The sequence below is a fragment of the Bradyrhizobium cosmicum genome (genome assembly GCF_032290525.1).
GTDB lineage: Bacteria > Pseudomonadota > Alphaproteobacteria > Rhizobiales > Xanthobacteraceae > Bradyrhizobium > Bradyrhizobium cosmicum_A.
Map to the genome: position 1 here is coordinate 97518 of NZ_JASXTA010000016.1, position 25217 is coordinate 122734.

Genomic DNA, 25217 nt, shown 5'->3' on the forward strand with positions numbered 1-25217 from the left:
CTTTGCGCTAATGCGGCCCTTCGGGTCCGGATCATGCTTTAGGGCCGCTTTCATGTCCAACGCCGCCGCGCCAGCAACGGAAGGACCCGACCGGTCCGACGCGCCTGCGCATGTCGCCATCATCATGGATGGCAACGGGCGTTGGGCGGCTGCGCGCGGCCTGCCGCGTGCGGAAGGGCATCGCCGCGGCGTCGAGGCGCTGCGCCGCGTGGTGCGCGCCTCGCACGAGCTCGGCATCCGCTATCTCACCATCTTCTCCTTCTCTTCGGAGAACTGGTCGCGACCGGCGAGCGAGATCGGCGATCTCTTCGGTCTGCTCCGCCGCTTCATCCGCAACGATCTGGCGAGCCTGCATCGCGACGGCGTCAAGGTCCGCATCATCGGCGAGCGCGACGGGCTCGAGGGTGACATCTGCGCGCTTCTCAACGAGGCCGAGGAACTGACGCGCGACAACACACGCCTGACGCTGGTCGTCGCCTTCAATTACGGTTCGCGGCAGGAAATCGCCAAAGCCGCGCAGAAGCTCGCGCAGGAAGTTGCGGACGGCAAGCGCGACCCTGATACGATCGACGCCGAGACGCTTGGCAGCCATCTCGATGCGCCCGACATTCCCGATCCCGATTTGATCATTCGCACCAGCGGCGAGCAGCGCCTCTCCAACTTCCTGATGTGGCAGGCTGCCTATAGCGAACTTGTCTTCGTGCCGATCCACTGGCCCGATTTCGACAAGGCGGCGCTGGAAAACGCGATCGCAGAATTTGCCAGGCGCGAGCGCCGTTTCGGCGGCCTGGTCGCGAAAACCGCCTCGTGAGTGAGCCCGACGCCGCATCGGCGGGCGCCAAGCCCGCCCCGAGCAATCTGGTGATGCGAGTCCTCGCGGCGCTGGTGCTGGCGCCGCTCGCCATAGCGCTCGCCTATGCCGGCGGCTGGCTGTGGGCGCTTCTCGTTACCCTGGTGTCGATCGGGCTGTTCGCGGAATGGCTGATGGTGGTGGGCGCAGGCTCGACCGCGCTGACGGGGGCAGGGACCATCGTCATCGCCATGATGGGCTTGTGCGTTGCCTTCGGCGCGCTCAAGACCGCGGTCATCACCGGCCTTATTGGCGGTGCGATCGTGACGCTGATCGCGCGCGGCAAGTTCATCTGGGCGGCGACCGGCTTCGCCTATGCGTCGGCGGCGCTGCTGGCTTCGGTCTTGGTACGGCAGGATCTCTTGAACGGGTTCGCCGCACTGATGTTCGTGCTGCTGGTGGTGTGGGCGACCGATATCGGCGGCTATTTTGCCGGGCGCAGCGTTGGCGGACCGAAGCTGTGGCCGCGCGTGAGCCCGAAGAAGACCTGGTCCGGAGCCCTTGGTGGTTTCGCCGCGAGCCTTGTGGTCGCCACCGGTTTTGCCGCTTGCGGAATTGGGAAGGTGGTTCCATTGCTGCTGGTCAGCGCCGTCCTCTCGGTGGCGTCGCAACTCGGAGATCTGTTCGAATCCGCGGTGAAGCGGCGCTTCGGGGTCAAGGATTCCAGTCACTTAATTCCCGGCCATGGCGGTCTATTGGACCGCCTGGACGGCTTTGTCGCCGCCATCCTGGTGGCATGGATTATCGGCTTTCTCCGTCACGGCGTGCATAGCGCCGGAAGCGGTCTTATGGTTTGGTGAGGATATGAGCGCGGTCCCATTGCGTAACAACAAGGCTGCGGCGTCGACCGTCCGCAGCGTCACGGTTCTCGGCGCCACCGGCTCGATCGGCGACAGCACGATGGACCTGCTGCGCGCCTCTCCCGAGCGCTACCGCGTCGAGGCCTTGACGGCGAACGGCAATGTCGAAGCGCTGGCAAAGCTCGCCAAGGAGTTTTCCGCGCGCTACGTCGCGATCGCCGACACGTCCAAGCTCGCCGAGCTCAAGGCCGCGCTCGCGGGCACCGGCACCGAATGCGGCGCCGGCGAAAGCGCGGTGATCGAGGCCGGCGCGCGTCCGGCCGATTGGGTGATGGCCGCCGTGAGCGGCGCCGCGGGGCTGAAGCCGGCTCTGGCCGCCGTCGATCGCGGCGCCCATGTCGCGCTCGCCAACAAGGAATGTCTCGTCTGCGCCGGCGACTTCTTCATGCAGCGCGCGGCGAAGGCGGGCGCCTGCATCCTGCCGGCGGATTCCGAGCACAATGCGCTGTTCCAGGCGCTCGCCTCGGGCAATCGCGACGAGCTCGTCCGCGTCATCATCACGGCCTCGGGCGGCCCGTTCCGGACCTGGAAGCCCGCCGACATCGAGCAGGCGACGCTCGCGCAAGCCCTGAAGCACCCGAACTGGAGCATGGGCCAGAAGATCACGATCGATTCGGCTTCGATGATGAACAAGGGCCTCGAGGTGATCGAGGCGTCCTATCTGTTCGCGCTCAGCCCGGACGAGATCGACGTGCTGGTTCATCCGCAGTCGATCATCCACGGCATGGTCGAGTTCTCCGACCGCTCCGTGATGGCGCAGCTCGGCGCTCCCGACATGCGTACGCCGATCGCGCACTGCCTCGGCTGGCCCGACCGCATCAAGGGGCCGGCAGCCAAGCTCGACCTCGCCAAGATCGGCCAGCTGACCTTCGAGGCGCCGGATTTCGAGCGCTTCCCGGGACTTCGGCTGGCCTTTGACGCGCTCCGGACCGGGAAGGGAGCGACCACCGTCTACAACGCCGCCAACGAGGTCGCGGTCGCCGCCTTCATCGCCGGCAAGATCCGGTTCGGCGCGATCGCCCGGCTGGTCGAGGCGACGTTGGACGACTGGATCCGCGGCGGGAATCAGGCTCCCCTGACTTCCGCCGACGATGCAATCTCTGTTGACCATGTTGCGCGAAATAGAGCTGCCGCCCTATTGCCTCAAATTGCCTTAAAGGCATCCTAGATGGCTCCGGGCCAGGGCCTTGCGGCGCTGGATGAGGGAATTCAATGATCGACTTTTTTGTCCATAGTTTCAATACGTTGAGCCATGGGCTCATCGGGTACGCGGTTCCCTTCCTATTCGTCCTGACGATCGTCGTGTTCTTCCATGAGCTCGGCCATTTCCTGGTCGCGCGCTGGGCGGGCGTTCGCGTGTTAACCTTCTCGCTCGGTTTCGGACCGGAGTTGGTCGGCTTCAACGATCGCCATGGCACCCGCTGGAAGATCTCGGCGATCCCGCTCGGCGGCTACGTCAAGTTCTTCGGCGACGAGAGCGAGGCCTCGACCCCGTCGGCCGACGCGCTGGCGGCCATGTCGGCCGAGGAACGTGCTGGCAGCTTCCATCACAAGAAGGTCGGCCCGCGCGCCGCCATCGTGGCGGCCGGCCCAATCGCCAATTTCATTCTGGGCGCGCTGATCTTCGCCGCCATGGCGCTGTATTACGGCAAGCCGAGCACGATCGCGCGCGTCGACGGTGTCGTCGCCGACGGCGTTGCGGCCGCGGCCGGCTTCAAGATCGGCGACGTGGTGGTGCAGATCGACGGCAAGCCGATCGAGAGCTTTGCCGACATGCAGCGAATCGTTGCGATGAATGCCGGTTCGGCGCTTGCGTTCCAGGTCAGGCGGGACGGCGCCATTGTCTCGCTGACGGCGACGCCGGCGCTGCTCGAACGCAAGGATCCATTCGGCAACAGCCACCGCCTCGGCGTGCTCGGTGTCGAGCACAAGTCGCAGGCGGGCGAGGCCTCGACCGCGCCGGTCGGCGTCGGCGAAGCGCTCAAGATCGGGGTCGAGCAGGTCTGGTTCATCATCACCAGCACCTTCAAGTTCCTTGGCTCGCTGTTCGTTGGAAACGGCAATCCCAACGAGGTCAGCGGCGTTCTCGGCATCGCCAAGATGTCAGGGCAGGCGGCCAGCGCCGGGTTCCAGTTCGTGATCAACCTGTGTGCGGTGCTGTCGGTGTCGATCGGGTTGTTGAACCTGTTCCCGATCCCGCTGCTCGATGGCGGTCACCTTATGTTCTATGCGGCGGAGGTGGTGCGCGGCCGGCCCTTGTCCGAGCGGACCCAGGAGATGGGATTCCGGATCGGTCTCGGTCTGGTGCTGATGCTGATGGTGTTTGCCACCTACAACGACATCTTGCGGATGGCGGCTTCCTGATAGGGGCTTTTTTGTGGCGTTGCTGATCAGCAACGTCTTGGAATGAAATTGAAATTGCGGTGTCTGCTGCCGTTTGCGGCACCGAGGAAATTGGCTACAAGCGGCTTCGAACTTGGGGAATCTCCGGACCGGCGTTGGGGTTGGGTCTGGCACTGATAAGGGCGCGTTGCGCAATGAAGTTTGGACTGCGACTCCGGGGGGGCTTGCTCGCAACCCTGATCTTGTTCGGCGCGCCGGTGCTTGCCCCGGTTGGGGCTGTGTTTGTGTCTTCGTCTGCGCTTGCCCAGACCGTCCAGTCGATTTCCGTCGAGGGAAATCGCCGGGTCGAGGTGGAGACGATCCGCTCCTATTTCAAGCCGGGCCCGGGTGGCCGACTGGATCAGGGCGCCATCGATGACGGCCTCAAGGCGTTGATCGAGACCGGCCTGTTCCAGGACGTGCGAATCAACCGCGGCGCCGGCGGCCAGATCGTCGTCTCCGTGGTGGAAAACCCCGTGATCGGCCGCGTCGCCTTCGAGGGCAACAAGAAGATCAAGGACGAGCAGCTCACGACTGAAGTCCAGTCCAAGGCGCGCGGCACCTTCTCCCGCGCCATGGTGCAGTCCGATACGCTGCGAATCGCCGAGATCTATCGCCGCTCCGGCCGCTACGACGTGCGCGTCACGCCCGAAATCATCGAGCAGCCGAACAACCGCGTCGACCTGATCTTCACGGTCAACGAGGGCGCCAAGACCGGCGTCAAGTCGATCGAGTTCGTCGGCAACAACGCATTCTCGTCCTATCGCCTGCGCGACGTCATCAAGACGCACGAATCCAACCTGCTGAGCTTCCTCGCCAGCAATGACATCTATGATCCGGATCGCGTCGAGGCCGACCGCGACCTGATCCGCCGCTTCTATCTCAAGAACGGTTTCGCCGACGTCCAGGTGGTCGCCGCGCTGACCGAATACGATCCGGAGAAGAAGGGCTTCCTCGTCACCTTCAAGATCGAGGAAGGCTCGCAGTACCGTGTCGGCACCGTCGACTTCCGCTCCAGCATTCCGAACTTCGATCCCACGTCGATGCGCGCCTATTCGCGCGTCAATGTCGGCGCGCTCTACAACGTCGAATCGGTCGAGAAGTCGGTCGAGGAAATGCAGATCGAGGCGTCGCGCCGCGGCTATGCCTTCGCCGTGGTCCGCCCCGGCGGCGACCGCAACTTCGAGGCGCACACCGTCTCCGTCGTGTTCAACATCGACGAAGGCCCGCGCACCTATATCGAGCGCATCAACGTTCGCGGCAACACCCGCACACGCGACTACGTGATCCGGCGCGAGTTCGACATCTCCGAGGGCGATGCCTACAACCGCGCGCTGGTCGACCGTGCCGAGCGCCGCCTGAAGAACCTCGACTACTTCAAGACCGTGAAGATCACGACGGAGCCGGGCTCCTCCAGCGACCGCGTGGTCCTGATCGTCGATCTCGAAGAGAAATCGACCGGCGACTTCTCGGTCTCGGGTGGTTACTCCACCACCGACGGCGCGCTGGCCGAAGTCTCGGTCTCCGAGCGCAACCTGCTCGGCCGCGGCCTGTTCGCCAAGGCATCGGTGACCTACGGCCAGTATGCACGCGGCTATTCGCTGTCGTTCGTCGAGCCCTATCTGCTCGACTACCGCGTCGCGCTGGGTCTCGACCTCTATCAGCGTGAGCAGAAGTCCAACAGCTACATCTCCTACGGCACCAAGACGCTCGGCTTCTCGCCGCGCCTCGGCTTCTCCTTGCGTGAAGATCTGGCGCTCCAGGTGCGCTACTCGATCTACCGGCAGGAAATCACGCTGCCGTACTACCTGGCGAACTGTAACAACAACCTGGGACCGGCGTTCAATCCGTCACCTGCGTACGCCAACACAGCGCAGGGTGCTGCGGATATCGCATCCAGCGGCTTCAACTTCGCCGCGACCAATGGCCTCGGCTGCTACGTCGACGGCGAAGCCTCGCTGCCGGTGCGCAAGGAGCTTGCCAACGGCAAGACCCTGACCTCGGCGCTCGGCTACACGCTGACCTACAACACGCTGGACAACAACAAGAACCCCACCGACGGTCTGCTCGTCGACTTCCGTCAGGATTTCGCCGGCGTCGGTGGCGACGTCTCCTACATGAAGTCCGTCGTCGACGCGAAGTACTACACTCCGCTGGTGTCCGACATCGTCGGCCTGGTCCGCCTGCAGGGCGGCATGCTGAACAAGTTGGGCAGCGATCTGCGCATGCTCGATCACTTCCAGATGGGCCCGAACCTCGTCCGCGGTTTCGCCCCGAACGGCATCGGCCCGCGCGACCTGAATCCCTTCGGCTCGCAGGACGCGCTCGGCGGCACCAAATATTGGGGCGCATCGCTCGAATTGCAGATGCCGTTCTGGTTCCTGCCGAAGGAAGTGGGTCTGAAGGGCGCGGTCTATGCTGACGCCGGCGGTCTGTTCGACTATCAGGGCCCGACGACGTGGTCGGTGACCAACGAAATGACCACACCCGGCAATTCGGGCTGCACGGCGTCGACCGTCAATCCGCCCACGGCTGGAACCTGTACCGGCCTGGTGTATGACAACGGCAATGTCGTCCGCTCCTCGGTCGGTGTCGGCCTGATCTGGCAGTCGCCGTTCGGTCCGCTGCGCTTCGACTACGCCGTGCCGCTTACCAAGGGCAAGAACGACCGTACGCAGGAATTCCGGTTCGGCGGCGGTACCTCGTTCTAATTCGATCAGCAGGGCATGATCCGGCCCCTTGGGTTTTCCCTTGGGTTTCCCTTGGGGGCCGGTTTCCAAAAAGATCGTGCTCAATCCATGAGATAAGGCATGATGCGGCTTGATCGCTTCATGCCGAAGCCGGACCGCGACGGGGTGGAATGGCGCAGCCGACCTTCTTCAAAAAACCGCCGGCCTCAGCGCTGGCCGACATTGCCGCGCAGACCAGGGCGCAGCTGGTTGATCCGACCAGGGGTGGCCAGATCATCACGGGCCTGGCTTCGCTCGACGAAGCCGGCCCGATGCATCTGACGTTCTTCGACAACCTCAAATATGCCGACGAGCTCAAGGCGACCAAGGCCGGCGCTTGCCTCGTGAGCCCGCGCTTCGAGGCCCAGGTGCCCGCCCATGTGGCCGTGCTGCGGGTGGCGCAGCCGTTCCGTGCCTTCGTCGGGATCGCAAGGGAATGGCACGGCGATGCGCTGCGCCCGCAGTCCTGGTTCGGCAATGACGGCATTGCGCCGTCGGCCGTCATCGATCCTTCGGCCCGGCTCGAGGACGACGTCGTCGTCGAGCCGCTGACCGTGATCGGTCCTGATGTCGAGATCGGCAGCGGCAGCGTGATCGGTTCCGGTGTGGTCATCGGCCCGGGCGTCAAGATCGGCCGGGACTGCAATGTCGGCGCCCGTACGGCCATCCAGTGCACGCTGATCGGCAACAACGTGCTGATCCATCCCGGCTGCTCGATCGGCCAGGACGGCTATGGCTTCATCTTCTTCGGCCCCGAGGGCCATCTGAAGGTGCCCCAGACCGGCCGTGTGCTGATCCAGAACAATGTGGAGGTCGGCGCCGGCACCACCATCGATCGCGGATCCCTGCGCGACACCGTGATCGGGGAGGGGACCAAAATCGACAATCAGGTCCAGATCGGCCACAATGTGACGATCGGCCGGAATTGCCTGCTGGCGGCCCAGATCGGGCTCGCGGGCAGCCTGACGATCGGCGACAACGTGGCGCTGGGAGCAAAGGTTGGCATCAACAATCACCTCAAGATCGGCGACGGGGCGCAGGTCACCGCGATGAGCGGCGTCAAGGACGACATCCCGCCGAACGGACGCTGGGGCGGCTTTTTTGCCAAGCCGACCAAGCAATGGTTCAAGGAAATTATCGCGGTGGAGCGCCTGGTACGCGACAGCAAGGCCGATCCGAAGAACGAGGGACGGGAATGACGGCGGAATCACCAATCAAGTTCGAGCTGGTGGACATCAACGCGATCCTCCGGACGCTGCCGCACCGTTTTCCGATGCTGCTGATCGACCGGGTGATCAACATCCGCGCCGACTACAGCGGCATCGGCATCAAGAACGTGACGTTCAACGAGCCCGCCTTCCAGGGGCATTTCCCGGAGCGTCCGGTCTATCCGGGCGTGATGATGATCGAGGCGATGGCGCAGACCGCGGGCGTGATCGGCATCACCTCGGTCGAGGGCACCGAGAAGCCGCGGGCGGTGTATTTCCTCACCATCGACAAGTGCAAGTTCCGCAAGCCCGTGCTGCCCGGCGATACCATCGAATATCACATGCGTTCGATCGGCCGCCGCAAGGCGATGTGGTGGTTTCACGGCGATGCCAAGGTCAACGGCCAGGTCGTCGCGGAAGCCGACGTCGGCGCCATGCTGACGGACTGAGCGGGAGCAGGATCAGCTCCTTTGGATACGCTCACGCGCCCCGCACGCATAGCGGTGGCCCGTGACCTCGCGCTTGATGTTCTGGTTGAAGAACTGACCCATGGACGGCGCGTCCAGCAGGCGCTCGACCGTGGCGGCCGTCACGCCGCAATAGCGGTCATAGCCGCCCTCGACGCCGACGATGAGGTCCTGTTGCGCGCGGTCGTAACAGACCCGCTGAAGCACCGTGCTGCGGGTGATGTCTCGGCATTCGAATGTCCCGAGATCGACAACACGGCGCTCGCCGGTTTCGACCGTCTCGGACACGATCGGTGCGGTCGCAAGCTGTGCGAGCAGGATTGCCAGGGCCCTGACCATGATGACCTCAAGCTCCGCATGAACGCGTTGAAGAACTGTGCCGGCCGGCTCATCCGGCATCTGAAACAGGCCGATATGATACGTCACTGGACAGATCGGGCATAGTCGCGCTAACCACGGAAATTCGAACGACTTCAACACATAAGCAGCCCTTCTTGATGAGTCAGATTGCTTGATGAGTAAGATTGATCCCACCGCACGGGTCGCGGACGGCGCCGTGATCGGCGAGGGTACCGAGATCGGGCCCTATTGCATCATCGGCCCGCACGTCGCGATCGGCAGCAACTGCAAGCTGATCGGGCATGTGCACATCACGGCGCAAACCACGATCGGCGACGACTGCACCATCTATCCGTTCGCTTCGCTCGGCACGCCGCCGCAGTCGCTCAGCTATCGTGGCGAGCTGACGAAGCTCACGATCGGCTCGGGCTGCACCATTCGCGAGTCCGTGACCATGAACGCCGGCACCGTCGCGGGTGGCGGCATCACCGAGGTCGGCGACCGCAACTATTTCATGAACTGCAGCCATGTCGGCCATGACTGCCATGTCGGCAGCGACGTGATCTTCGCGACCTCGGCGACGCTCGGCGGTCACTGTGAGATCGGCGACTTCGTCTTCATCGGCGGCCTCTCCGCCGTGCACCAGTTCACGCGCATCGGGCCGCAAGTCATGGTGGGCGGCGTGTGTGGCGTGCGCGACGACATCATTCCGTTCGGGCTGGTCAACGGCCAGTATGCGGTGCTCGAGGGCCTGAACATCATCGGCATGAAGCGGCGCAAATTCACCAAGCAGCGGCTCGCCACCGTGCGTGCGTTCTACCAAAAGCTCTTCCACGGCGCCGGCACGTTCGCCGAGCGGCTGGAGACGGTGCGGCCGCTCGCCGCCGAGGATCCGGCGATCGCCGAGATCCTCGGCTTCATCGGCAAGGGCAAGCGCCCGCTCTGTCTGCCCGCCATCGAGAAATGATTTACGGAATGGCCGCGGACATGACATCGGCGGCAGCGGAGATTTCATCGCCGGTCGGCGTGGTCGCAGGCGGCGGCGCGATGCCGTTCGCGGTCGCCGACTCGCTCGCCGCGCGCGGCATCACACCGGTGCTGTTCCCGCTGCGCGGTGCCTGCGATCCGGCGCGGGTCGAGAAGTTCCGCCATCGCTGGATCTCGGTCGGCCAGCTCGGCCGTGCCATGCGGCTGTTCCACGAGGAGGGCTGCCGCGACCTGATCTTCATCGGCACGCTGGTGCGGCCCTCGCTGTCCGAGATCCGCTTCGACGTCACGACGCTGCGGCTGCTCGGCAACGTCATCCGCGCCTTTCGCGGCGGCGACGATCATCTGCTGTCAGGCGTCGGACGCATTCTCGAACAAGGCGGCTTTCGCATGGTCGGCATCAAGGATGTCGCGCCCGATCTCTTGATGCCCGAGGGCTGCATCAGCCGCGCCTGGCCGAGCGACAACAGCAAGACGGACATCGCGCGCGGACGCGCGGTGTTGGACGCGCTCGGTCCGTTCGATATCGGCCAGGCCGCGGTCGTGATCGACGGCCATGTGGTGGCGGTCGAGGATATCGAGGGCACCGACGCACTGCTCGCACGCGTCGCGCGGCTGCGCGAGGAGGGCCGCATCCGCGCCGCCAGCGGCCGCGGTGTGCTGGTGAAGGCGCCGAAGAGCGGCCAGGACCTGCGCTTCGACCTGCCGACGATCGGCCCGCGTACGCTTGAAGGCGTCGCCAAGGCGGGCCTTGCCGGCATCGCCGTCGTCGCCGGCAACACCATCGCCGCCGAGCCGCAGGCGATGATCGCGTTCGCCGATGCAAAGTATCTCTTCGTGATCGGTCTGCCGGCGTGATGCAGACCCGCGATCCCAAGCGGAAGATCTTTCTGATCGCGACGGAGGAATCCGGCGACCGGCTCGGCAGCGCGTTGATGAAGGTGCTGCGCCAGCGGCTCGGCGACGGCGTGCAGTTCGTCGGCGTCGGCGGCCGCACCATGGCGCGCGAGGGGCTGGAGACGCTGTTCCCGATCGAGGAGCTATCGATCGTCGGCTTTGCGGCGGTGGTGCGGCAATTGCCGAAGATCCTGCGGCTGATCCGCGAGACCGCGGATGCCGTCGCCGAGGCTGCGCCCGACGCGCTCGTCATCATCGACAGTCCCGACTTCACCCACCGCGTCGCCCGCCGCGTACGCGCGACGAATCCCGCGATTCCCATCGTCGACTATGTCTCGCCGCAGCTCTGGGCCTGGCGGCCGGGACGGGCGCGGACCATGCTGGGTTATGTCGACCATGTACTCGGCCTGTTGCCGTTCGAGCCGGAGGAATATCGCAAACTCGGCGGCCCGCCGTGCAGCTATGTCGGCCATCCCCTGATCGAGCAATTGCCGGCGCTGCGGCCGGATGCGGAGGAGCAGGCACGACGCGATGGAGAACCGCCGGTTCTGCTGGTGCTGCCGGGCAGCCGCCGCAGCGAGATCAGGCATCATCTCGAGGTGTTCGGCGCCACGCTCGGCCGGTTGCAGGCGGAGGGGCGCGCGTTCGAACTGATGCTGCCGACCATGCCGCATCTCGAGGCCAGTGTGCGCGAGGGCATCGCGAGCTGGCCGGTCAGGCCGCAGATCGTGATCGGCGAAAACGAGAGGCGCGCCGCCTTCCGAACCGCGCGCGCGGCGCTGGCCAAATCCGGAACCGTGACGCTTGAGCTCGCGCTGTCGGGCATTCCGATGGTGACGGCCTATCGTGTCGGCGCGATCGAAGCCTTCATCCTGCGCCGCGCGATCCGCGTCTCCTCGGTGATCCTTGCCAATCTCGTGATCGGTGAGGACGTCATTCCGGAATATTTGCAGGAGGACTGCACGCCGGAAAAGCTGGCGCCCGCGCTGGCGGAGCTGCTCACGGATACGCCGCTGCGCAAGCGGCAGGTCGAAGCCTTTGCACGGCTCGACACCATCATGTCCACGGGCAACAAACCGCCGAGCGTGCTTGCCGCCGACATCGTGCTGGCGACGATGCGGAAGGGCAGGCGGAGCTAAGCCAAGCCGCCATCGACGCGGAAGCACTGGCTGGTGATGCGCTGGCTCTCGTCGGATGCGAGAAACAGCGCCATGCTGGCGATGTCCTCGGGCGTCACCGCATCGGGGATGGCCTGGCGGGTGCGCAGCTCGGCGATGTTCTGCTCGTTCGGATACCAGAGCCGGCGCTGGCGTTCGGTGATCACCATGCCCGGCGCAATCGCATTGACGCGGATGCGGTCGGGGCCGACCAGCCGCGCCAGCGAGTTGGTGAAGCCGACGATCGCCGCCTTGGCCGCGGCGTAGACCGGCAGCGCCGGCGCGCCGCGCATCCATGCGACCGACGACATGTTGATGATCGAGCCGCCGCGCGCCTGCATCTGCGGCACGACGGCTTGAGCTGCGAAGAACACATGCTTGAGGTTGACCCCGATCATCCGGTCGAACTCGGCGAGGGTCACCTCGGCCAGAACCTGGCGCTGGTCATTGGCGGCGTTGTTGACGAGGACTGAGGCATCGCCGAGCGATCCATGCACCTCTGCCATCGCGGCGCGCAGAGCGTCGATGTCGAGGAGATCGCACGGCACGAACAGCGGTGCGGAGCCCGACGTGCCCGCCACTTCCGCTGCCAGCGCATTGCCCGCTTCCGTATCGATGTCGAGGAACGCAACCCGGGCCTTCTGCGCCGCGAAGGCGCGCACGAAGGCGGCGCCGATGCCGCTGGCGCCACCGGTGATCAGCACCACGCGGCCGGCAAGGCTGGAATAGGTGGTCGGGATCATGCGATCAGTCGCTCCGTCTCGGGGTCGAACAGGCAAAGGCGGCGGGTATCGAGCGCGAAGGAAGCAGTGGCGCCCGGTGTCGGACGGATGTCCGGGGAGATGCGCGCCTGCGCCGGCTCGCCGCCGAGCCGCAGCAGGACGATAGTCTCGGCCCCGGTGGGCTCGACCATCTCGACCGGCGCGGCGACGATGACAGGCGCGCCCGCGGCACCAGAGAATACGCGGTCGCCCTCTGCGATGCATTCCGGCCTGATCCCGAGCACCACCTCGCGGCCGAGATAGGACAAAGCTGCGCCGTAGTCCTGCAGGCGCAGACGAACCTGATCCGGCCGTCCCGCGCCGATCACGACCACCGGGCCGTCGCTATCGGCCTCGAGCCGCGCCGGCATGGTGTTCATCGGTGGCGAGCCCATGAAGCGAGCGACGAACAGATTGGCCGGATAGCGGTACACGGTGTCGGGGTCGGCGAACTGCTGCACCACGCCGCGATGCATCACGGCGATCCGCGTCGCCATCGTCATCGCCTCGATCTGGTCGTGGGTGACATAGACGATGGTGGCGCCGATCCGCTGGTGCAGCCGCTTGATTTCCATCCGCATCTCGACGCGCAGCTTGGCATCGAGATTGGAGAGCGGCTCGTCGAACAGGAAGAGCAGGGGATCGCGCACCAGCGCCCGGCCCATCGCCACGCGCTGGCGCTGGCCGCCGGAGAGCTGCGACGGCTTGCGGGCGAGCAGCGGCTCGATCTGGAGCAGCTTGGCCACGTTCGCCAGCGCCTTTTCCTGCTCCGCCTTGGCTACGTGCCGGCATTCCATGCCGAAGGTGATGTTCTGGCGCACCGTCATCGAGGGATAGAGCGCGTAGGACTGGAACACCATGGCGATGTCGCGGTCCTTTGGCGGGATGTCATTGACGATGCGCCCGCCGATTTCCACGGTGCCTGCGCTCGGCCGATCGAGCCCGGCGACGATATTCAGCAATGTGGATTTGCCACAGCCGGACGGCCCGACCAGCACGGTGAACTCACCGCTCTCGATGTCGAGATCAATGCCTTTCAGCACCTCCAGATTGGCGTAGCGCTTCGAGAGGGCGCGAATGCTCAGTGCTGCCATGACAAATCCATCATTTTACGGCGCCGGCGGTCAGGCCGCGTACGAAGTACTTGCCGCCGACCAGATAGATCAACAAGGTCGGCAGGGCGGCGATCATCACCGCGGCGCTCTGCACACCATGTTGCGGGATGTCGGCGACCGCGGCGGAGAGCGCGATCAGCGCGGCGGTGACCGGCTGCTGCTGGCCGGTCGTGAACGTCACGCCATAGAGGAATTCGTTCCAGATATGCGTGAACTGCCAGATCACGGTGACGACCAGGATGGGCGGCGAGAGCGGCAGGATGATGCGCCAGAAAATACGGAAGAATCCGGCGCCATCGATGCGCGCAGCCCTGATCAATTCATGTGGAATGGCGACATAGTAGTTTCGGCAGAACAGCGTGGTGAAGGAGAGTCCCTGGATCGTGTGGATCACGACGAGGCCCGTGAGCGTGTTCATCAGGCCGGTATCGCGCAGCACGATGGTCCAGGGCAGCAAACGCATCTGCTGCGGAAGGAAGATGCCGAGCGTGACGATCCCGTAAATCCAGCTATCGCCGCGAAATCGCCAGAGCGAAATCGCGTAACCGGCGATCGCTCCAAGCAGGGTGGAGAAGATCGTTGCGGGAATGGTCACGAGCGCGGAATTCAGCATATACGGCCGGATGCCCGCGCAGGTCTCGGCGACGCAGAATCCGCTCCAGGCCGTTGCGTAATTGCTCCAGGCCAGATGTTGCGGCCAGCCGATCATCGAACCCTGCGCGATCTCCTCGTTGGTGCGGAGCGAATTCAGCACGACGACGGCGAGCGGCGCGAGCCATGCGACAGCGACCAGCGAAACGATGAGATAGATCAGAATCCGGCTTGGTGCGAAGGTTCGCTCACGCATGGATTGCCCGCCGCCGCCGGACATAGCGCCAGGCTGCATACGGCAGCAGCACGGCGAGAAGAATGACCAACATGAGGACGGCTGCCGCCGCTCCGCGTCCGAGCAGGCTGCGCTGGAACATCAGGTCATAGACGACAAGTGCAGGCAGCTGGGTCGCGATACCGGGCCCGCCATTGGTGAGCGCGCGGACGAGGTCGAAGGTCGAGATCGCGAACTGCAGCTGGATGACGATGACGGTAATGGTGATCGGCCAAAGCGTCGGCAGGATGACACGCCGGTACATCCTGACAGGTCCGGCGCCGTCGATCTGCGCGGCCTTGATCAGGTCGGCATCGACGGAACGGAGGCCGGCGAGGAACAGCGCCATGGCGAAGCCGGAGGACTGCCAGATCGCAGCGATCACGATGGTCCAGATGGCCATATCGCGGTCGATCAGCCAGTCGAACCGGAAGGAGGTCCAACCGAGGTCGTGGACCAGCTTCTGGATTCCAAGGCCGGGATTGAGCAGCCAGCTCCAGACCGTGCCGGTGACCACGAACGACACCGCCAGCGGATAGAGGAAGATCGAGCGCAGCACGTTCTCGCCGCGAATGCGCTGATCGAGCAGAATGGCAAGGACGAGGCCAGTCACCAGACTCAGCAACACGAAGGCGCTGCCGAACAACAGCAGATTGTCCAAGGCGATCTGCCAGTTTCGCGATGCCGCAACCGCGGAATAGTTGCGTAAACCGACCCAGCCCGAGACCGGGACCAGAGTGGACGGTGTGAACGATATCCAGATCGTCCACAGCGTAAACGCAATGAGATGCGCGGCGGACAACAGCAGCGGCACCCAGATCGTCAAATATTCGGGCAGCCGGCGTACCCAGTTGGGGGCCGCCGGCCGGCCCGGTCTTGTCGAGGCGGCGATGGTCAACGTGAGCTCTCGACGGCCTCGGCGAGGCGTGTGGCCGCTTGCTCCGGCTTGATGGTCTTGTTCTTCACGTATTCCGTGATCACGTCGATCATCGCTGCGGTCATGCCGTTTTCCTGCGCCATGTTGTGCGCGAGACTGAGGACGGCTTGATTGCTGGCGATCGCGTCTTTCAGGGCTGCTGCGGTCCGCCGTTGACCGTCCGACCAGCCTTCACCGGACAGATCGACATCGGTGCGCACGGGGATCGATCCGGTGATCTGCGAATACATTGTCTGAATCGCCGGATCCATGACGAGCTGCGCCATCAGCGTCTGGCCGGCTTGCAGGTCGGGCTCCTTGCGCTGCCAGAAGATGAAGGCGTCGGCATTCAACAGGAAGACCGGCTTGCCATTGTCGCTCGGGCCCGGGGCGATCATGAAGTCGTCGAACTTGAAGCCGGCGTTGCGCAACACGCCCTGCGCCCAGCCCCCCATGATCATCATGCCCATGTCGCCGTCGACGAAGCGCTTCAGGTTGGTCGAAAAATGTTGGGCGCCGACATTGGGGTCCATCCAGTCGGCGATCTTGCGGACCTGCGCGAACGCAGCTTTGATCTCAGGCGCCTTCAGGGCCTTGTCGTCGAGATTCATGACGGCCGCGCGGTATACGGCGGGACTGATGCCCGCCAAAGCGGCCTCGAACTTCTGCCCATCGTCGGGGCGGGTGCCGCCGTTGGCGACGGGATATGCGACGCCGCCTGATTTCATCTTGTCGGCGAGATCATTGAACTCGGCCCAGGTGACGGGGATCTTGTCGGCCTTGGCCTTGTCCATCGCGCGTTTGGACAGGAACAGCATGTTGGTGCTGTAGATCTGCAGCGGCAGCGCAATCCACTTGCCGCCCGGCTTGTGCAATTTTGCAAGGTCTGGCGCGACAACCTTTTCGTAACCGGCGGCAGCGACGACAGCATCAAGATCGACGGTCGGGGCGATCTTCGACCACGCCGCAATCTCAGGGCCCTTGAGCTGCGAACAGGCCGGCGGATCGCCGGCGATGATCTGGGCACGCAGCTTGTTCATCATCTCCGTGGTGAACCCGGGGACGGGCGAGTGCTGCCAGACTCCGCCTTTCTCCTCGAACTTCTTGCCGAGCGCGGTGATGGCCGCCCCATCGCTGCCCGCGGACCATTGCGAGATCGCGGTCAGGCGCGGCTTGACCGCGCCTTGTGCGCGGGCGAACGCCGGCAGTGCGAGTGCGGCAGCAGATCCAGCGAGCAGACGGCGCCTTGTTGTTGTGATCGGCATGGCAGTTCCTCCCGGTGTGAACTTCTTGCGTGTCGAGGCCGCGCGGCTCAGCGCATGTCAGGCGGCCTCCGTTGAGGCCGCGGGCATGCCGCCACGGCCGGCGAGACAAAACGCGGCGAAGGCGAGCGCGGCCTGCGGATCGTTGCCGTTCGAGGGCGGCACGAAGGCAAGCGACACCTGCGCCAGTTTCCGCCCGCCCAGCAGGCAGGCGTCGATCCCTTCGACCACCGCCTTGCGATCCTCTTCAGCGAGAAGAGATGGCCAGCCGCTGATCGCAACGCCGTTGCACGGCTTCACGTTGAGCGTGTTGCCGATGGCGAGACCAAGCCTGAACAGCCGAGCGCGCAACTCCTGGCGCGCGCGCGACGACAGCGGGATCGTGCTCCCCCAATCGTTGCCGGGCTGGAGCAATTCGGCCTCGGTCACGCCAAGGAGCTCGGCGAGGGCCGGAAGCGACGTATAGGCCTCGACGCAGCCATGATGACCGCAGCGGCAACGCGGGCCGTCGGTATTGAACACCATATGACCGAGCTCGACCGGCTGCAGGGCATCGGTCTCAGTCGGGTCGTCCATCCACGTGCCCGCAACGCCCTGGCCGACAAAGACGAAGAGATGCGCGCCGCTGAATGGATAGTCTTGCGTGCGGCAGCGGTGAAAAATGGCATGCGCGACGACCGAGTTGGTGAACTCGATCGGCACGCTGGCAAACATCGCGCCGAACATGTCGCCGATACGTTCGACGTCGCAGGGAATGATCGGATTGCCAAGCTCGCTCAAGCGGCCGAGTCCGGGAATGGTGATGCCGATCTGCGCAAGCGTGATGCGGCGGCGGCGCGTCCAGTCGCGCAGCAAGGTGAGCGCTTCGCGAAACACCCGGCCGACGGCTTCGACGGTCGCCTTCTTTGGCAGCGACAGACGCTCGGCGTACTGCAGCTCGCCCGACAGGCCGCCCACGCCGACGCTGAGCCACTGACTGTTCAGCTCGAGCGCCGCGAGCGCCACCGAGCCGTCGAGCGAGACGAGGCCCGTCGGGCCGCCGACATAAGGGGCAGGGCGCCTGACTTCCTCGATCAGGCCTTCGGCTTTCAGGTCGAACAGAATGCGCGACAAGCTCGCCTCGGACAGGCGAACGGCCTTGGCCAGCGGCGGCCGGAACGAGCCACCGGACTGGAGCAAATGAGTCAAAATGGCAGCACGCGTCTGCCGCCGACTTCTCGGCTGCTCCGGCATTTTCCATCCCTGTCGTCATTCTTACTTAGTGTAAGAATTTGCGCGCGGAGTGTTTCGACTGTCAAGACACTTGCGGTTAAATCCGCTGACTTGATGTTGTGCGTGGCAGCGAAACCGGTCGCTAGGGCTCGCCGACGTCTGTTCCGAGCTGCTGCGATGACGTGAGAAAATCGGTGAAGATGTCCCGCGATGACGCGATATCGTCACGCGTGTCAGATCGTAAACGCCTGTGCGATAGCCGCAGCCGTTTCCTTCTGAACGAAATAGTTGGTGTGGTGCACGTTGGGGTTCGTGCCGAAATCATGGACGATCTGCACCTGGCGCAGGTCCGCGACTTCGGACATCGACGAGGTGTCGACGACCAGGTCGTTTTCGGCCTCGAAAATGATGTCGGCTCCGAGGTCGCCGAGACGTTGCATCGGCTTGGAGAAGATCCGGAGGAAATTCCAGCCGATCTCCGTCGGCTCGAAATTCGATTTGATCGCGAAGTACTGGATCGGCAGGGCGCCAAACTCGCCGCTCCCGGTATTCATGCGCAGCCGGCGGATCTCCTCGTTGTTGCCGGTCCGTGACTGTGCATCGAGCCCGGGAACGAGAGCCAGCGCGGCATCGAATACCGGTGTCTTGGCGGCGAGGTTAGTGACGGTGCTGAACACCCGCAGCAATCCGCTCGCTGCGAGGAAGAAGGGGTTGGCGGCGGCGAGATCCGCGCCAGCCCGCAGGACGTCTGCGATGTTCGTCAAGAGGTCAAGCGTGCTACGCAGACGCGGAGCAGCCGCCAAGCTGGTGCCACCCAGCGGCGAGCCGACGAAAATCACCCTGCGCTTCAGCGCTGGCTCGCAAAATCCTTCGCACAGCCAACGGGCCACGAGCCCGCCGCGGCTATGGCAGACGATGTCGAGTTCCTTCGGCGCCGGTCGCAACAACGCGGCCAGATCGAAGGCATTCATCACCGGGCTCACGCTGAGCGTCGGGTGGTCGTAGGCGAGCACGAAGTCATACTTCGCCTGCGCTCTCGTCAGCAGCTGTTGCCCCTCGGGAATCTTTGCCAGTCCATTGTTGATGAGAGCTGCAGATCCGCTGAACGTCCCATGGATCAGCAACAATACACGCTTGCCTGCAACTTGAGGCACGTCCGCCAGTGTCAGCGGCTGGAGCTGGCCTTGCACGAGCCGACTGAGGCCCGTCGATGGTTTGACCGCATAGGACGCATCCGGTGTCAGCGTCCTGTCGAGCTTGAGGAGCGCATCATAGACCTGCGATGTTTCGAGAGTCTCAAAGGCGTATTGCTTTACGATTTGTCCCGTCGGGAGCGCGGCGCGCGATCCGGCGCGACTGGACATCATGGGAATGGCGGCGCCGAGGCGCCATCTCAGGATCCCGCCGTCGCGCACGAGTGAAATGATCTGCTGCTCTGGCATCCGGTCCGTCGGATCGGTCGGCGGGCGCTGGCGCCGATAAGTCGGCCGGTAGGATTGCATCCGCATCACGTCTGTCAGCCGATCGACCGGCCGGACGCCTTCGATTTCCGGCATCGAGGCGAGCCAATCGTCGAAAGGAGGGGGCGTAGTCATGCGGGCTCCGTGTTTGTCGCCGGCGCTAGCCAAGTCGGTCCAGCAAGGGAAGTGGGGTAACGCTTTCGCCGCGGGCGGATTGAATGTCGATCATTGCGTCGAAGCTCTGCGGATGGAGATTGCTCGCGCCCCGCTCCAGGGCCTGAAAGAAACCCTTCCGCGCTGTGACAAAGGTGCTCTCGAATGGCACGAGTTCACCTTTCTGCACGTAGCTCAGGAGCTCCGCGAGATTGTCGGTACCGGTGAACATCCAGCTCTCGGTCTGGCCCTTGGTATTCGTCGACTGGACCGTGCTGGTGAAGCCATCCTGACTTCGGCCGATCTGCCCAGGCAGTTGCTGCTCGTTCTGGTCGAATCGGAAGCTCTTCATGCGCCACCAGGCCTTGTTGCTTCTCCAGTAGGCCGGAAATGCGTGTCCGGTAATCAGGAATACCGACGAATAGATGCCGACGAATTCCAGGCAGGATGCGAACAGAAGCGCAAGATCGATGCAGGTCGCTGCATTTCCCTTAAAGATCTCAGTCGGCGTTCGAAGCCGCTGCGACTGGCTCGTGTAGGATGGCGGCCGGTTGATATAGCTGACGGGCAGATCGTGCTGGAGGGCCGCCCAGATCGCTTGCACTTGAGGATCGACCACGTTGGGCGCATTGGAGTCGTCTTCAAGCACCTGCTGATAGCCGTCGAAGCCGGCGGAACAGTCATCGAGCAATGTTTGCAGATAACGCTGCGCACAGGCGACGACCTTCAGCACCGTCGGGTCTCGAGGCAGAACGAAGCTCGGCAGCCAGCGATGGTCCTCGCCGTCGTCCCGCCATTCGTCTGCCGGAAGCACGGTCACGCGCTCGCTGGACTCGCGCAATATCCGGTCGCCGCATTGGACCTTGATATAGAGATTGCTTCTCAAGCTCTCGCTTGTCTGCCGCAGCATGCCCGCAACGAGGGGAAGCCGGATCTTGTCGAGAAGGTCGAGCGTGGCGTCTTCCTCGGGCAGCTCCTCCGAGAAGCGGCAGCGGCATGATTCCGTGCCGACTTCCAGCACGATTTCCACTTGAAGCAGGTCGAGCGGACCCGCCTTGGTCTTGTGGACCGTGAAGATACTGAAGGGCGGGCGGTCGTTATGAAGCAACGAGTAGTTCAAGCTCGCGCTCGAGGTTTTGCGCATGCGGCCAGGAATCGACTTGTCCTGGACCAAAGTGATGTCGAGCTTGAGGTCCCGGTGGGTCGCGCCGCCCCTCGCGGCTCTTTTCGACGGCGCATGGCGCCCCGCGATCGTTCCAGCCTGAGGGCTGTCGAGGAGCGAAACCTGACTCCAAAGCGCGACTCCCGAGCGCTGCTCGTTGTCGCTGCCGGCCTGGGACATCCACTGTTGCCGGGCACGAAGAAAAGCGTCCTTGACGTTCCAGTCCTGCGTCAAGGTTCGGTAGAATACGCTGAAGAACAGCATGGCGTCGGCATCGGTAATGGTATCGACAAAACCGATTGCGTGCCGGGCGCCTTGCGCTGTTGCAAGGGGAGCAATGCGCTGCGCGCTGTAGCAGCTGCTGATTGCCACCAGCAAGGGTTTCCGCGCTCCGGCCGTGACAATATTGGCGAGGTCGACCGATCCCACAGCGTCATAAGTTTGGGCGTTTCCTTGGGGGCTTACTTGCTGGCTCGCGCGGAGGACAAAGCCGTCCTCTTCGTTGGTCGGTTGGTCAATGAGCTTTTGCTCCACCAGAGACATTGGGTCTACACCCACAAGATGCACGATCGAAGGAGAAAGAGCCTCGATCCTCGAGCGAAGTCCTTGACGGTCGGGATCTCGAAGGGGCTCAGTCTGAATTTCCTTCAGCGCGCCCGTGACCATCTCGATCTCTCGCGCGAACTCGTAGAGCGAGCGCAGTTTTCCGGGGCCGCTGTCAACTGCGAGCGCTGTCGTAGGCGTCAGCCGATGATTGTATGGCGGTTCAACAACGAGATGGCGGACGACGGCGAATTCGCTCGGCTCGCTGCGATACGGCGCGGTCGCCAACCACAGCGCGCTCTCCCACGGGAACAGTCTTGCCGACCACCCGACGTTCTCCCCGTTGTAAGGGATTCTGACCTCGACGAGCTTGGCAGCTGCGATCTCCTTGATCCGCGACAGGATCTGGCTTTCGTCGTAAATGCGAGCGTGATCGTTGATCAGCTTCTGAAGGTCCCGGCTGAGGTCGTCGCGCGTCGAACGGACGATCCGTCGCCGGTTGGCGATCACGTAGCGCCAGCGCTGGACAGACGGGTAAAATTTCCGATCGTCAATTGGAATGACGAGCTCGTCCAGGCCCCTGTTGCCGCTATAGCGAATTCGTACCTCGTACTCAGGCGAGACGGCGGGCGCGGGCGACGGGTTCTGGACGGCGTCGGTGGCCGTCGCGTCGGTCGTGCGGCGCCGCGCTCGCGCCTTGGCGGGCCTCCTGGCTTTCCGGCTGCCGGCCTTCGCTCGTGAGGGCGCTACTCTCTTCGCGGACATGACCGGTCTCCGGGGCTCGCGACCACGGATGCATGATGCCAGAAAACTCGCGTAAATAGAAAGAAAATGATGCCGGCCGGCGATCTGGACCGCACGCAATGAAAACGGCGTCACCCGTTGGGATGACGCCGTTGGCAAGGACCATGGAGTCCGAACTTACTTGCGATCCTTGATCGCGACGTAGTCGCGGCGGGTGACGCCGGTGTAGAGCTGGCGCGGACGGCCGATCTTCTGCTGCGGATCCTCGATCATCTCGCTCCACTGGCTGATCCAGCCGACGGTGCGGGCGACGGCGAACAGCACAGTGAACATCGAGACCGGGAAGCCCATCGCCTTCAGCGTGATGCCCGAATAGAAGTCGACGTTCGGGTAGAGCTTGCGGTCGATGAAGTACTGGTCGCTGAGCGCGATCTTCTCGAGCTCCATCGCCACCTTCAGCATCGGATCGTCGCCATGGCCGGTCTCCTTGAGCACGGCGTGACACATCTTCTGCATGATCTTGGCGCGCGGATCGTAGTTCTTGTAGACGCGGTGACCGAAGCCCATCAGGCGGACTTCGCTGTTCTTGTCCTTCACCTTGGCGATGAACTCGGGGATCTTGTCCACCGAGCCGATCTCGGCGAGCATCGCGAGCGCGGCTTCGTTGGCGCCGCCATGCGCGGGGCCCCACAGGCAGGCGATGCCGGCGGCGATGCAGGCGAACGGGTTGGCGCCGGAGGAGCCGGCGATACGCACCGTCGAGGTCGAGGCGTTCTGCTCGTGGTCGGCATGCAGGATGAAGATCTTGTCCAGCGCGTCAGCCAGCACCGGGTTGATCTTGTACTCCTCGCACGGCACGGCGAAGCACATGTGCAGGAAATTCTCGGCGAACTTCAGCGAGTTCTTCGGATACACGAAGGGCTGGCCGATCGTGTATTTGTAGGCCATCGCCGCCAGCGTCGGGATCTTGGCGATCATGCGCATCGACGCGATCATGCGCTGCTTCGGGTCGTTGATGTCGGTGCTGTCGTGGTAGAACGCGGCGAGCGCGCCGACGGATGCTACCATCACGGCCATCGGATGGGCGTCGCGGCGGAAGCCCTGGAAGAAGCGGGCCATCTGTTCGTGCACCATCGTGTGATGGATCACGCGATCGTCGAAATCCTTCTTCTGCGAGGCGGTCGGCAGGCTCCCGTAGAGCAGGAGATAGCAGGTCTCGAGGAAGTCTCCGTTCTCGGCAAGCTGCTCGATCGGATAGCCGCGGTATTCCAGCACGCCCGCGTCGCCGTCGATATAGGTGATCTTGGACTGGCAGCTCGCGGTGGAGGTGAAGCCGGGATCGTAGGTGAACAGCCCGGACTGGCCGTAGAGCTTGCCGATATCGATGACATCAGGCCCGACGCTGCCGCTGTGGATCGGGAGATCGTAGTTCTTGTTTCCAACCGTCAGCGTGGCGGTCTTATTGCTTGGTTTGGCGTCCATCAGAGGTCCCCGATGTATGGTGAAACGGGCCGGACCCGGAAGGCCCCGATGACATGGTGGGGCAGGCCGGATGTTCCAGAAGGTACGGGTGAGATGGGTATATTATTGCTGTGTGCGCTGCAAGATGGCGCCGCGCATGCTCGACTTACGTCTAGCCTAGTCCTCAGCCTGGTCCTTCAGCCGGCCCAAACTTTCCTGGCGCCCCAGCACGTCCAAAACCTCAAATATACCAGGCGACGTCGTTCGTCCGGTCAGCGCTGCCCTGAGCGGCTGGGCGACCGCGCCGAGCTTGAGACTATTTTCCTCGGCAAACGCGCGCAGCGAGGCTTCCGTGGTGGCGCCGCTCCATGTCTCGACTTTCTCCAGCGCGGAATGTAGCTGGCCGATCAGCTTGCGGTTCTCGGGCGTCAGCAGGGCTGCCGCCTTGGGATCGAGCGCCAGCGGGCGGTCGGCGAAGATGAAATAGGCGCTGTCGATCAGCTCGATCAGCGTCTTGGCACGCTCCTTCAGGGCCGGCATGGCCTTGAGAAGCTGCGCGCGCGTGGTGTCATTCAACTTGGCCTTGATCTCGTCGCGGCTGGGCACGAGATGGTCGAGCACTTCCTCGAACATCTTCACGAGTGATTGATCGTCGGCGTGGCGGATGTAGTGGCCGTTGAGGTTTTCCAGCTTGGCGAAATCGAAGCGGGCGGCGGCACGGCCGACGCTGGCGAGGTCGAACGCAGCGATCATCTCCTCGGTCGAGAAGATCTCTTGGTCGCCATGGCTCCAGCCGAGCCGGACGAGGTAATTGCGGAGCGCGGCCGGAAGGTATCCCATGGCGCGGTAGGCATCGACGCCGAGCGCGCCGTGGCGCTTGGACAGCTTCGAGCCGTCCGGGCCGTGAATGAGGGGGATGTGGGACATGTTCGGCAGCGCCCAGCCCATCGCATCATAGATCTGCTTCTGGCGGGCGGCGTTGATGAGGTGGTCGTCGCCGCGGATCACATGGGTGACGCCCATGTCGTGGTCGTCCACGACCACTGCCAGCATGTAGGTCGGGTTGCCATCGCCGCGCAACAGGACGAGGTCGTCGAGGTTCTCGTTCTGCCAGACCACGCGGCCCTGGACCTGGTCCTCGATCACGGTCTCGCCGGTCTGAGGCGCGCGCAGGCGGATCGTGGGCTTCACGTCGCCCGGGGCCGTCGCCGGATCCCGGTCGCGCCACAGGCCGTCATAGAGGCGGGTGCGGCCCTCCGCGCGCGCCTTCTCGCGCATGGCGGTGAGCTCCTCGGCCGTGGCGTAGCAGCGATAGGCCTTGCCGTCGGCGAGCAGCTGCTCGGCGACCTCGCGGTGGCGGGCGGCGCGGCTGAACTGGTAGATGACGTCGCCATCCCAGCCAAGCTCCAGCCATTTCAGCCCCTCCAGAATCGCGCCGATCGCAGCCTCCGTGGAGCGCTCCCGGTCGGTGTCCTCGATCCGGAGCAGCATCTTGCCGCCGTGCTTCTTCGCATAGAGCCAGTTGAACAGCGCCGTGCGGGCACCCCCGATATGGAGGAAGCCGGTCGGGGAGGGAGCAAAGCGGGTGACGACGGAGGAGGTCATTCTTGGCAGGGCCTATGCATTGGAGGCGGTGGTATATAACAGGACCGGAGCATAACTAAACCCCGGCAGCGGACCGCTTAAG

At 64.1% G+C, this 25217-nt stretch carries 21 protein-coding genes; 10 read left to right on the forward strand and 11 right to left on the reverse strand.

Going from position 1 to position 25217, the window contains the following annotated elements:
- Nucleotides 1–52 precede the first annotated feature (52 nt).
- From QSV46_RS26560 to fabZ, 7 genes are all read left to right on the forward strand, one after another.
- Nucleotides 53–811, forward strand: a complete 759-nt coding sequence (locus QSV46_RS26560; RefSeq protein WP_314958392.1) for an isoprenyl transferase — start codon at nucleotides 53–55, stop codon at nucleotides 809–811.
- Nucleotides 808–1650 (forward strand): phosphatidate cytidylyltransferase, encoded by an 843-nt coding sequence (locus QSV46_RS26565; RefSeq protein WP_314958394.1) that lies wholly within the window; start codon nucleotides 808–810, stop codon nucleotides 1648–1650. The genes QSV46_RS26560 and QSV46_RS26565 overlap by 4 nt, the downstream gene beginning before the upstream one ends.
- Before the next feature lie 4 nt (nucleotides 1651–1654).
- Complete coding sequence (gene dxr, locus QSV46_RS26570; RefSeq protein ID WP_314958396.1) at nucleotides 1655–2878, forward strand: 1-deoxy-D-xylulose-5-phosphate reductoisomerase; 1224 nt, start codon at nucleotides 1655–1657, stop codon at nucleotides 2876–2878.
- A gap of 44 nt (nucleotides 2879–2922) precedes the next feature.
- Nucleotides 2923–4074 carry an RIP metalloprotease RseP gene (gene rseP, locus QSV46_RS26575; protein ID WP_314958398.1) on the forward strand — a complete coding sequence of 384 codons (1152 nt, stop codon included), beginning with the start codon at nucleotides 2923–2925 and terminating at the stop codon, nucleotides 4072–4074.
- 173 nt (nucleotides 4075–4247) lie between these two features.
- Nucleotides 4248–6803, forward strand: coding sequence for an outer membrane protein assembly factor BamA (gene bamA, locus QSV46_RS26580; protein ID WP_314958400.1), 2556 nt, complete (start codon nucleotides 4248–4250; stop codon nucleotides 6801–6803).
- A gap of 149 nt (nucleotides 6804–6952) precedes the next feature.
- Nucleotides 6953–8020, forward strand: a complete 1068-nt coding sequence (gene lpxD, locus QSV46_RS26585) for a UDP-3-O-(3-hydroxymyristoyl)glucosamine N-acyltransferase (RefSeq protein ID WP_314958403.1) — start codon at nucleotides 6953–6955, stop codon at nucleotides 8018–8020.
- The gene (fabZ, locus tag QSV46_RS26590) at nucleotides 8017–8478 is read left to right on the forward strand and encodes a 3-hydroxyacyl-ACP dehydratase FabZ (protein WP_008131325.1); all 462 of its coding nucleotides are present in this window, start codon (nucleotides 8017–8019) and stop codon (nucleotides 8476–8478) included. Before lpxD ends, fabZ begins: the two co-directional genes overlap by 4 nt.
- Nucleotides 8479–8490: 12 nt before the next feature.
- On the opposite strand, the gene QSV46_RS26595 is transcribed toward fabZ, so the two are convergent.
- Nucleotides 8491–8835, reverse strand: coding sequence for a KTSC domain-containing protein (locus QSV46_RS26595; protein ID WP_314958410.1), 345 nt, complete (start codon nucleotides 8833–8835; stop codon nucleotides 8491–8493).
- A 175-nt stretch (nucleotides 8836–9010) separates the two neighbouring features.
- Here QSV46_RS26595 and lpxA point away from each other — a divergent pair, with 175 nt between their 5' ends.
- Genes lpxA through lpxB form a run of 3 tightly spaced genes read left to right on the forward strand, consistent with a single transcriptional unit; the run spans nucleotide 9011 to nucleotide 11858 of the window.
- On the forward strand, nucleotides 9011–9802 hold the full coding sequence (gene lpxA, locus QSV46_RS26600; protein WP_314958411.1) for an acyl-ACP--UDP-N-acetylglucosamine O-acyltransferase: 792 nt from the start codon (nucleotides 9011–9013) through the stop codon (nucleotides 9800–9802).
- Between the two features lie 20 nt (nucleotides 9803–9822).
- Nucleotides 9823–10680, forward strand: a complete 858-nt coding sequence (locus tag QSV46_RS26605; RefSeq protein ID WP_314958643.1) for an LpxI family protein — start codon at nucleotides 9823–9825, stop codon at nucleotides 10678–10680.
- Nucleotides 10677–11858: a lipid-A-disaccharide synthase gene (gene lpxB, locus QSV46_RS26610; protein WP_314958413.1), complete on the forward strand. Its 1182-nt coding sequence runs from the start codon at nucleotides 10677–10679 to the stop codon at nucleotides 11856–11858. The genes QSV46_RS26605 and lpxB overlap by 4 nt, the downstream gene beginning before the upstream one ends.
- Here lpxB and QSV46_RS26615 read toward each other — a convergent pair.
- The 10 genes from QSV46_RS26615 to gltX form a co-directional block, all read right to left on the reverse strand.
- A complete protein-coding gene (locus QSV46_RS26615; protein WP_314958414.1) occupies nucleotides 11855–12619 on the reverse strand; it encodes an SDR family NAD(P)-dependent oxidoreductase in 765 nt (254 codons plus the stop codon). The two genes, lpxB and QSV46_RS26615, sit on opposite strands and share 4 nt — an antisense overlap.
- The gene (locus QSV46_RS26620; RefSeq protein WP_314958417.1) at nucleotides 12616–13731 is read right to left on the reverse strand and encodes a sn-glycerol-3-phosphate ABC transporter ATP-binding protein UgpC; all 1116 of its coding nucleotides are present in this window, start codon (nucleotides 13729–13731) and stop codon (nucleotides 12616–12618) included. The genes QSV46_RS26615 and QSV46_RS26620 overlap by 4 nt, the downstream gene beginning before the upstream one ends.
- Nucleotides 13732–13741: 10 nt before the next feature.
- Nucleotides 13742–14599: a carbohydrate ABC transporter permease gene (locus tag QSV46_RS26625; protein WP_314958420.1), complete on the reverse strand. Its 858-nt coding sequence runs from the start codon at nucleotides 14597–14599 to the stop codon at nucleotides 13742–13744.
- The gene (locus tag QSV46_RS26630; RefSeq protein ID WP_314958421.1) at nucleotides 14592–15515 is read right to left on the reverse strand and encodes a sugar ABC transporter permease; all 924 of its coding nucleotides are present in this window, start codon (nucleotides 15513–15515) and stop codon (nucleotides 14592–14594) included. The genes QSV46_RS26625 and QSV46_RS26630 overlap by 8 nt, the downstream gene beginning before the upstream one ends.
- On the reverse strand, nucleotides 15512–16798 hold the full coding sequence (locus QSV46_RS26635; protein WP_314958422.1) for an ABC transporter substrate-binding protein: 1287 nt from the start codon (nucleotides 16796–16798) through the stop codon (nucleotides 15512–15514). The genes QSV46_RS26630 and QSV46_RS26635 overlap by 4 nt, the downstream gene beginning before the upstream one ends.
- 57 nt (nucleotides 16799–16855) lie before the next feature.
- Nucleotides 16856–18028, reverse strand: coding sequence for an ROK family transcriptional regulator (locus tag QSV46_RS26640; protein ID WP_314958424.1), 1173 nt, complete (start codon nucleotides 18026–18028; stop codon nucleotides 16856–16858).
- Nucleotides 18029–18240: 212 nt separating this feature from the next.
- Nucleotides 18241–19563 (reverse strand): alpha/beta hydrolase, encoded by a 1323-nt coding sequence (locus QSV46_RS26645; RefSeq protein WP_314958427.1) that lies wholly within the window; start codon nucleotides 19561–19563, stop codon nucleotides 18241–18243.
- A gap of 64 nt (nucleotides 19564–19627) precedes the next feature.
- The gene (locus tag QSV46_RS26650) at nucleotides 19628–22090 is read right to left on the reverse strand and encodes a CHAT domain-containing protein (protein WP_314958429.1); all 2463 of its coding nucleotides are present in this window, start codon (nucleotides 22088–22090) and stop codon (nucleotides 19628–19630) included.
- A 156-nt stretch (nucleotides 22091–22246) separates the two neighbouring features.
- Nucleotides 22247–23551, reverse strand: coding sequence for a citrate synthase (gltA, locus tag QSV46_RS26655; protein WP_314958431.1), 1305 nt, complete (start codon nucleotides 23549–23551; stop codon nucleotides 22247–22249).
- A gap of 156 nt (nucleotides 23552–23707) precedes the next feature.
- A complete protein-coding gene (gltX, locus tag QSV46_RS26660) occupies nucleotides 23708–25135 on the reverse strand; it encodes a glutamate--tRNA ligase (protein ID WP_314958433.1) in 1428 nt (475 codons plus the stop codon).
- Nucleotides 25136–25217 lie beyond the last annotated feature (82 nt).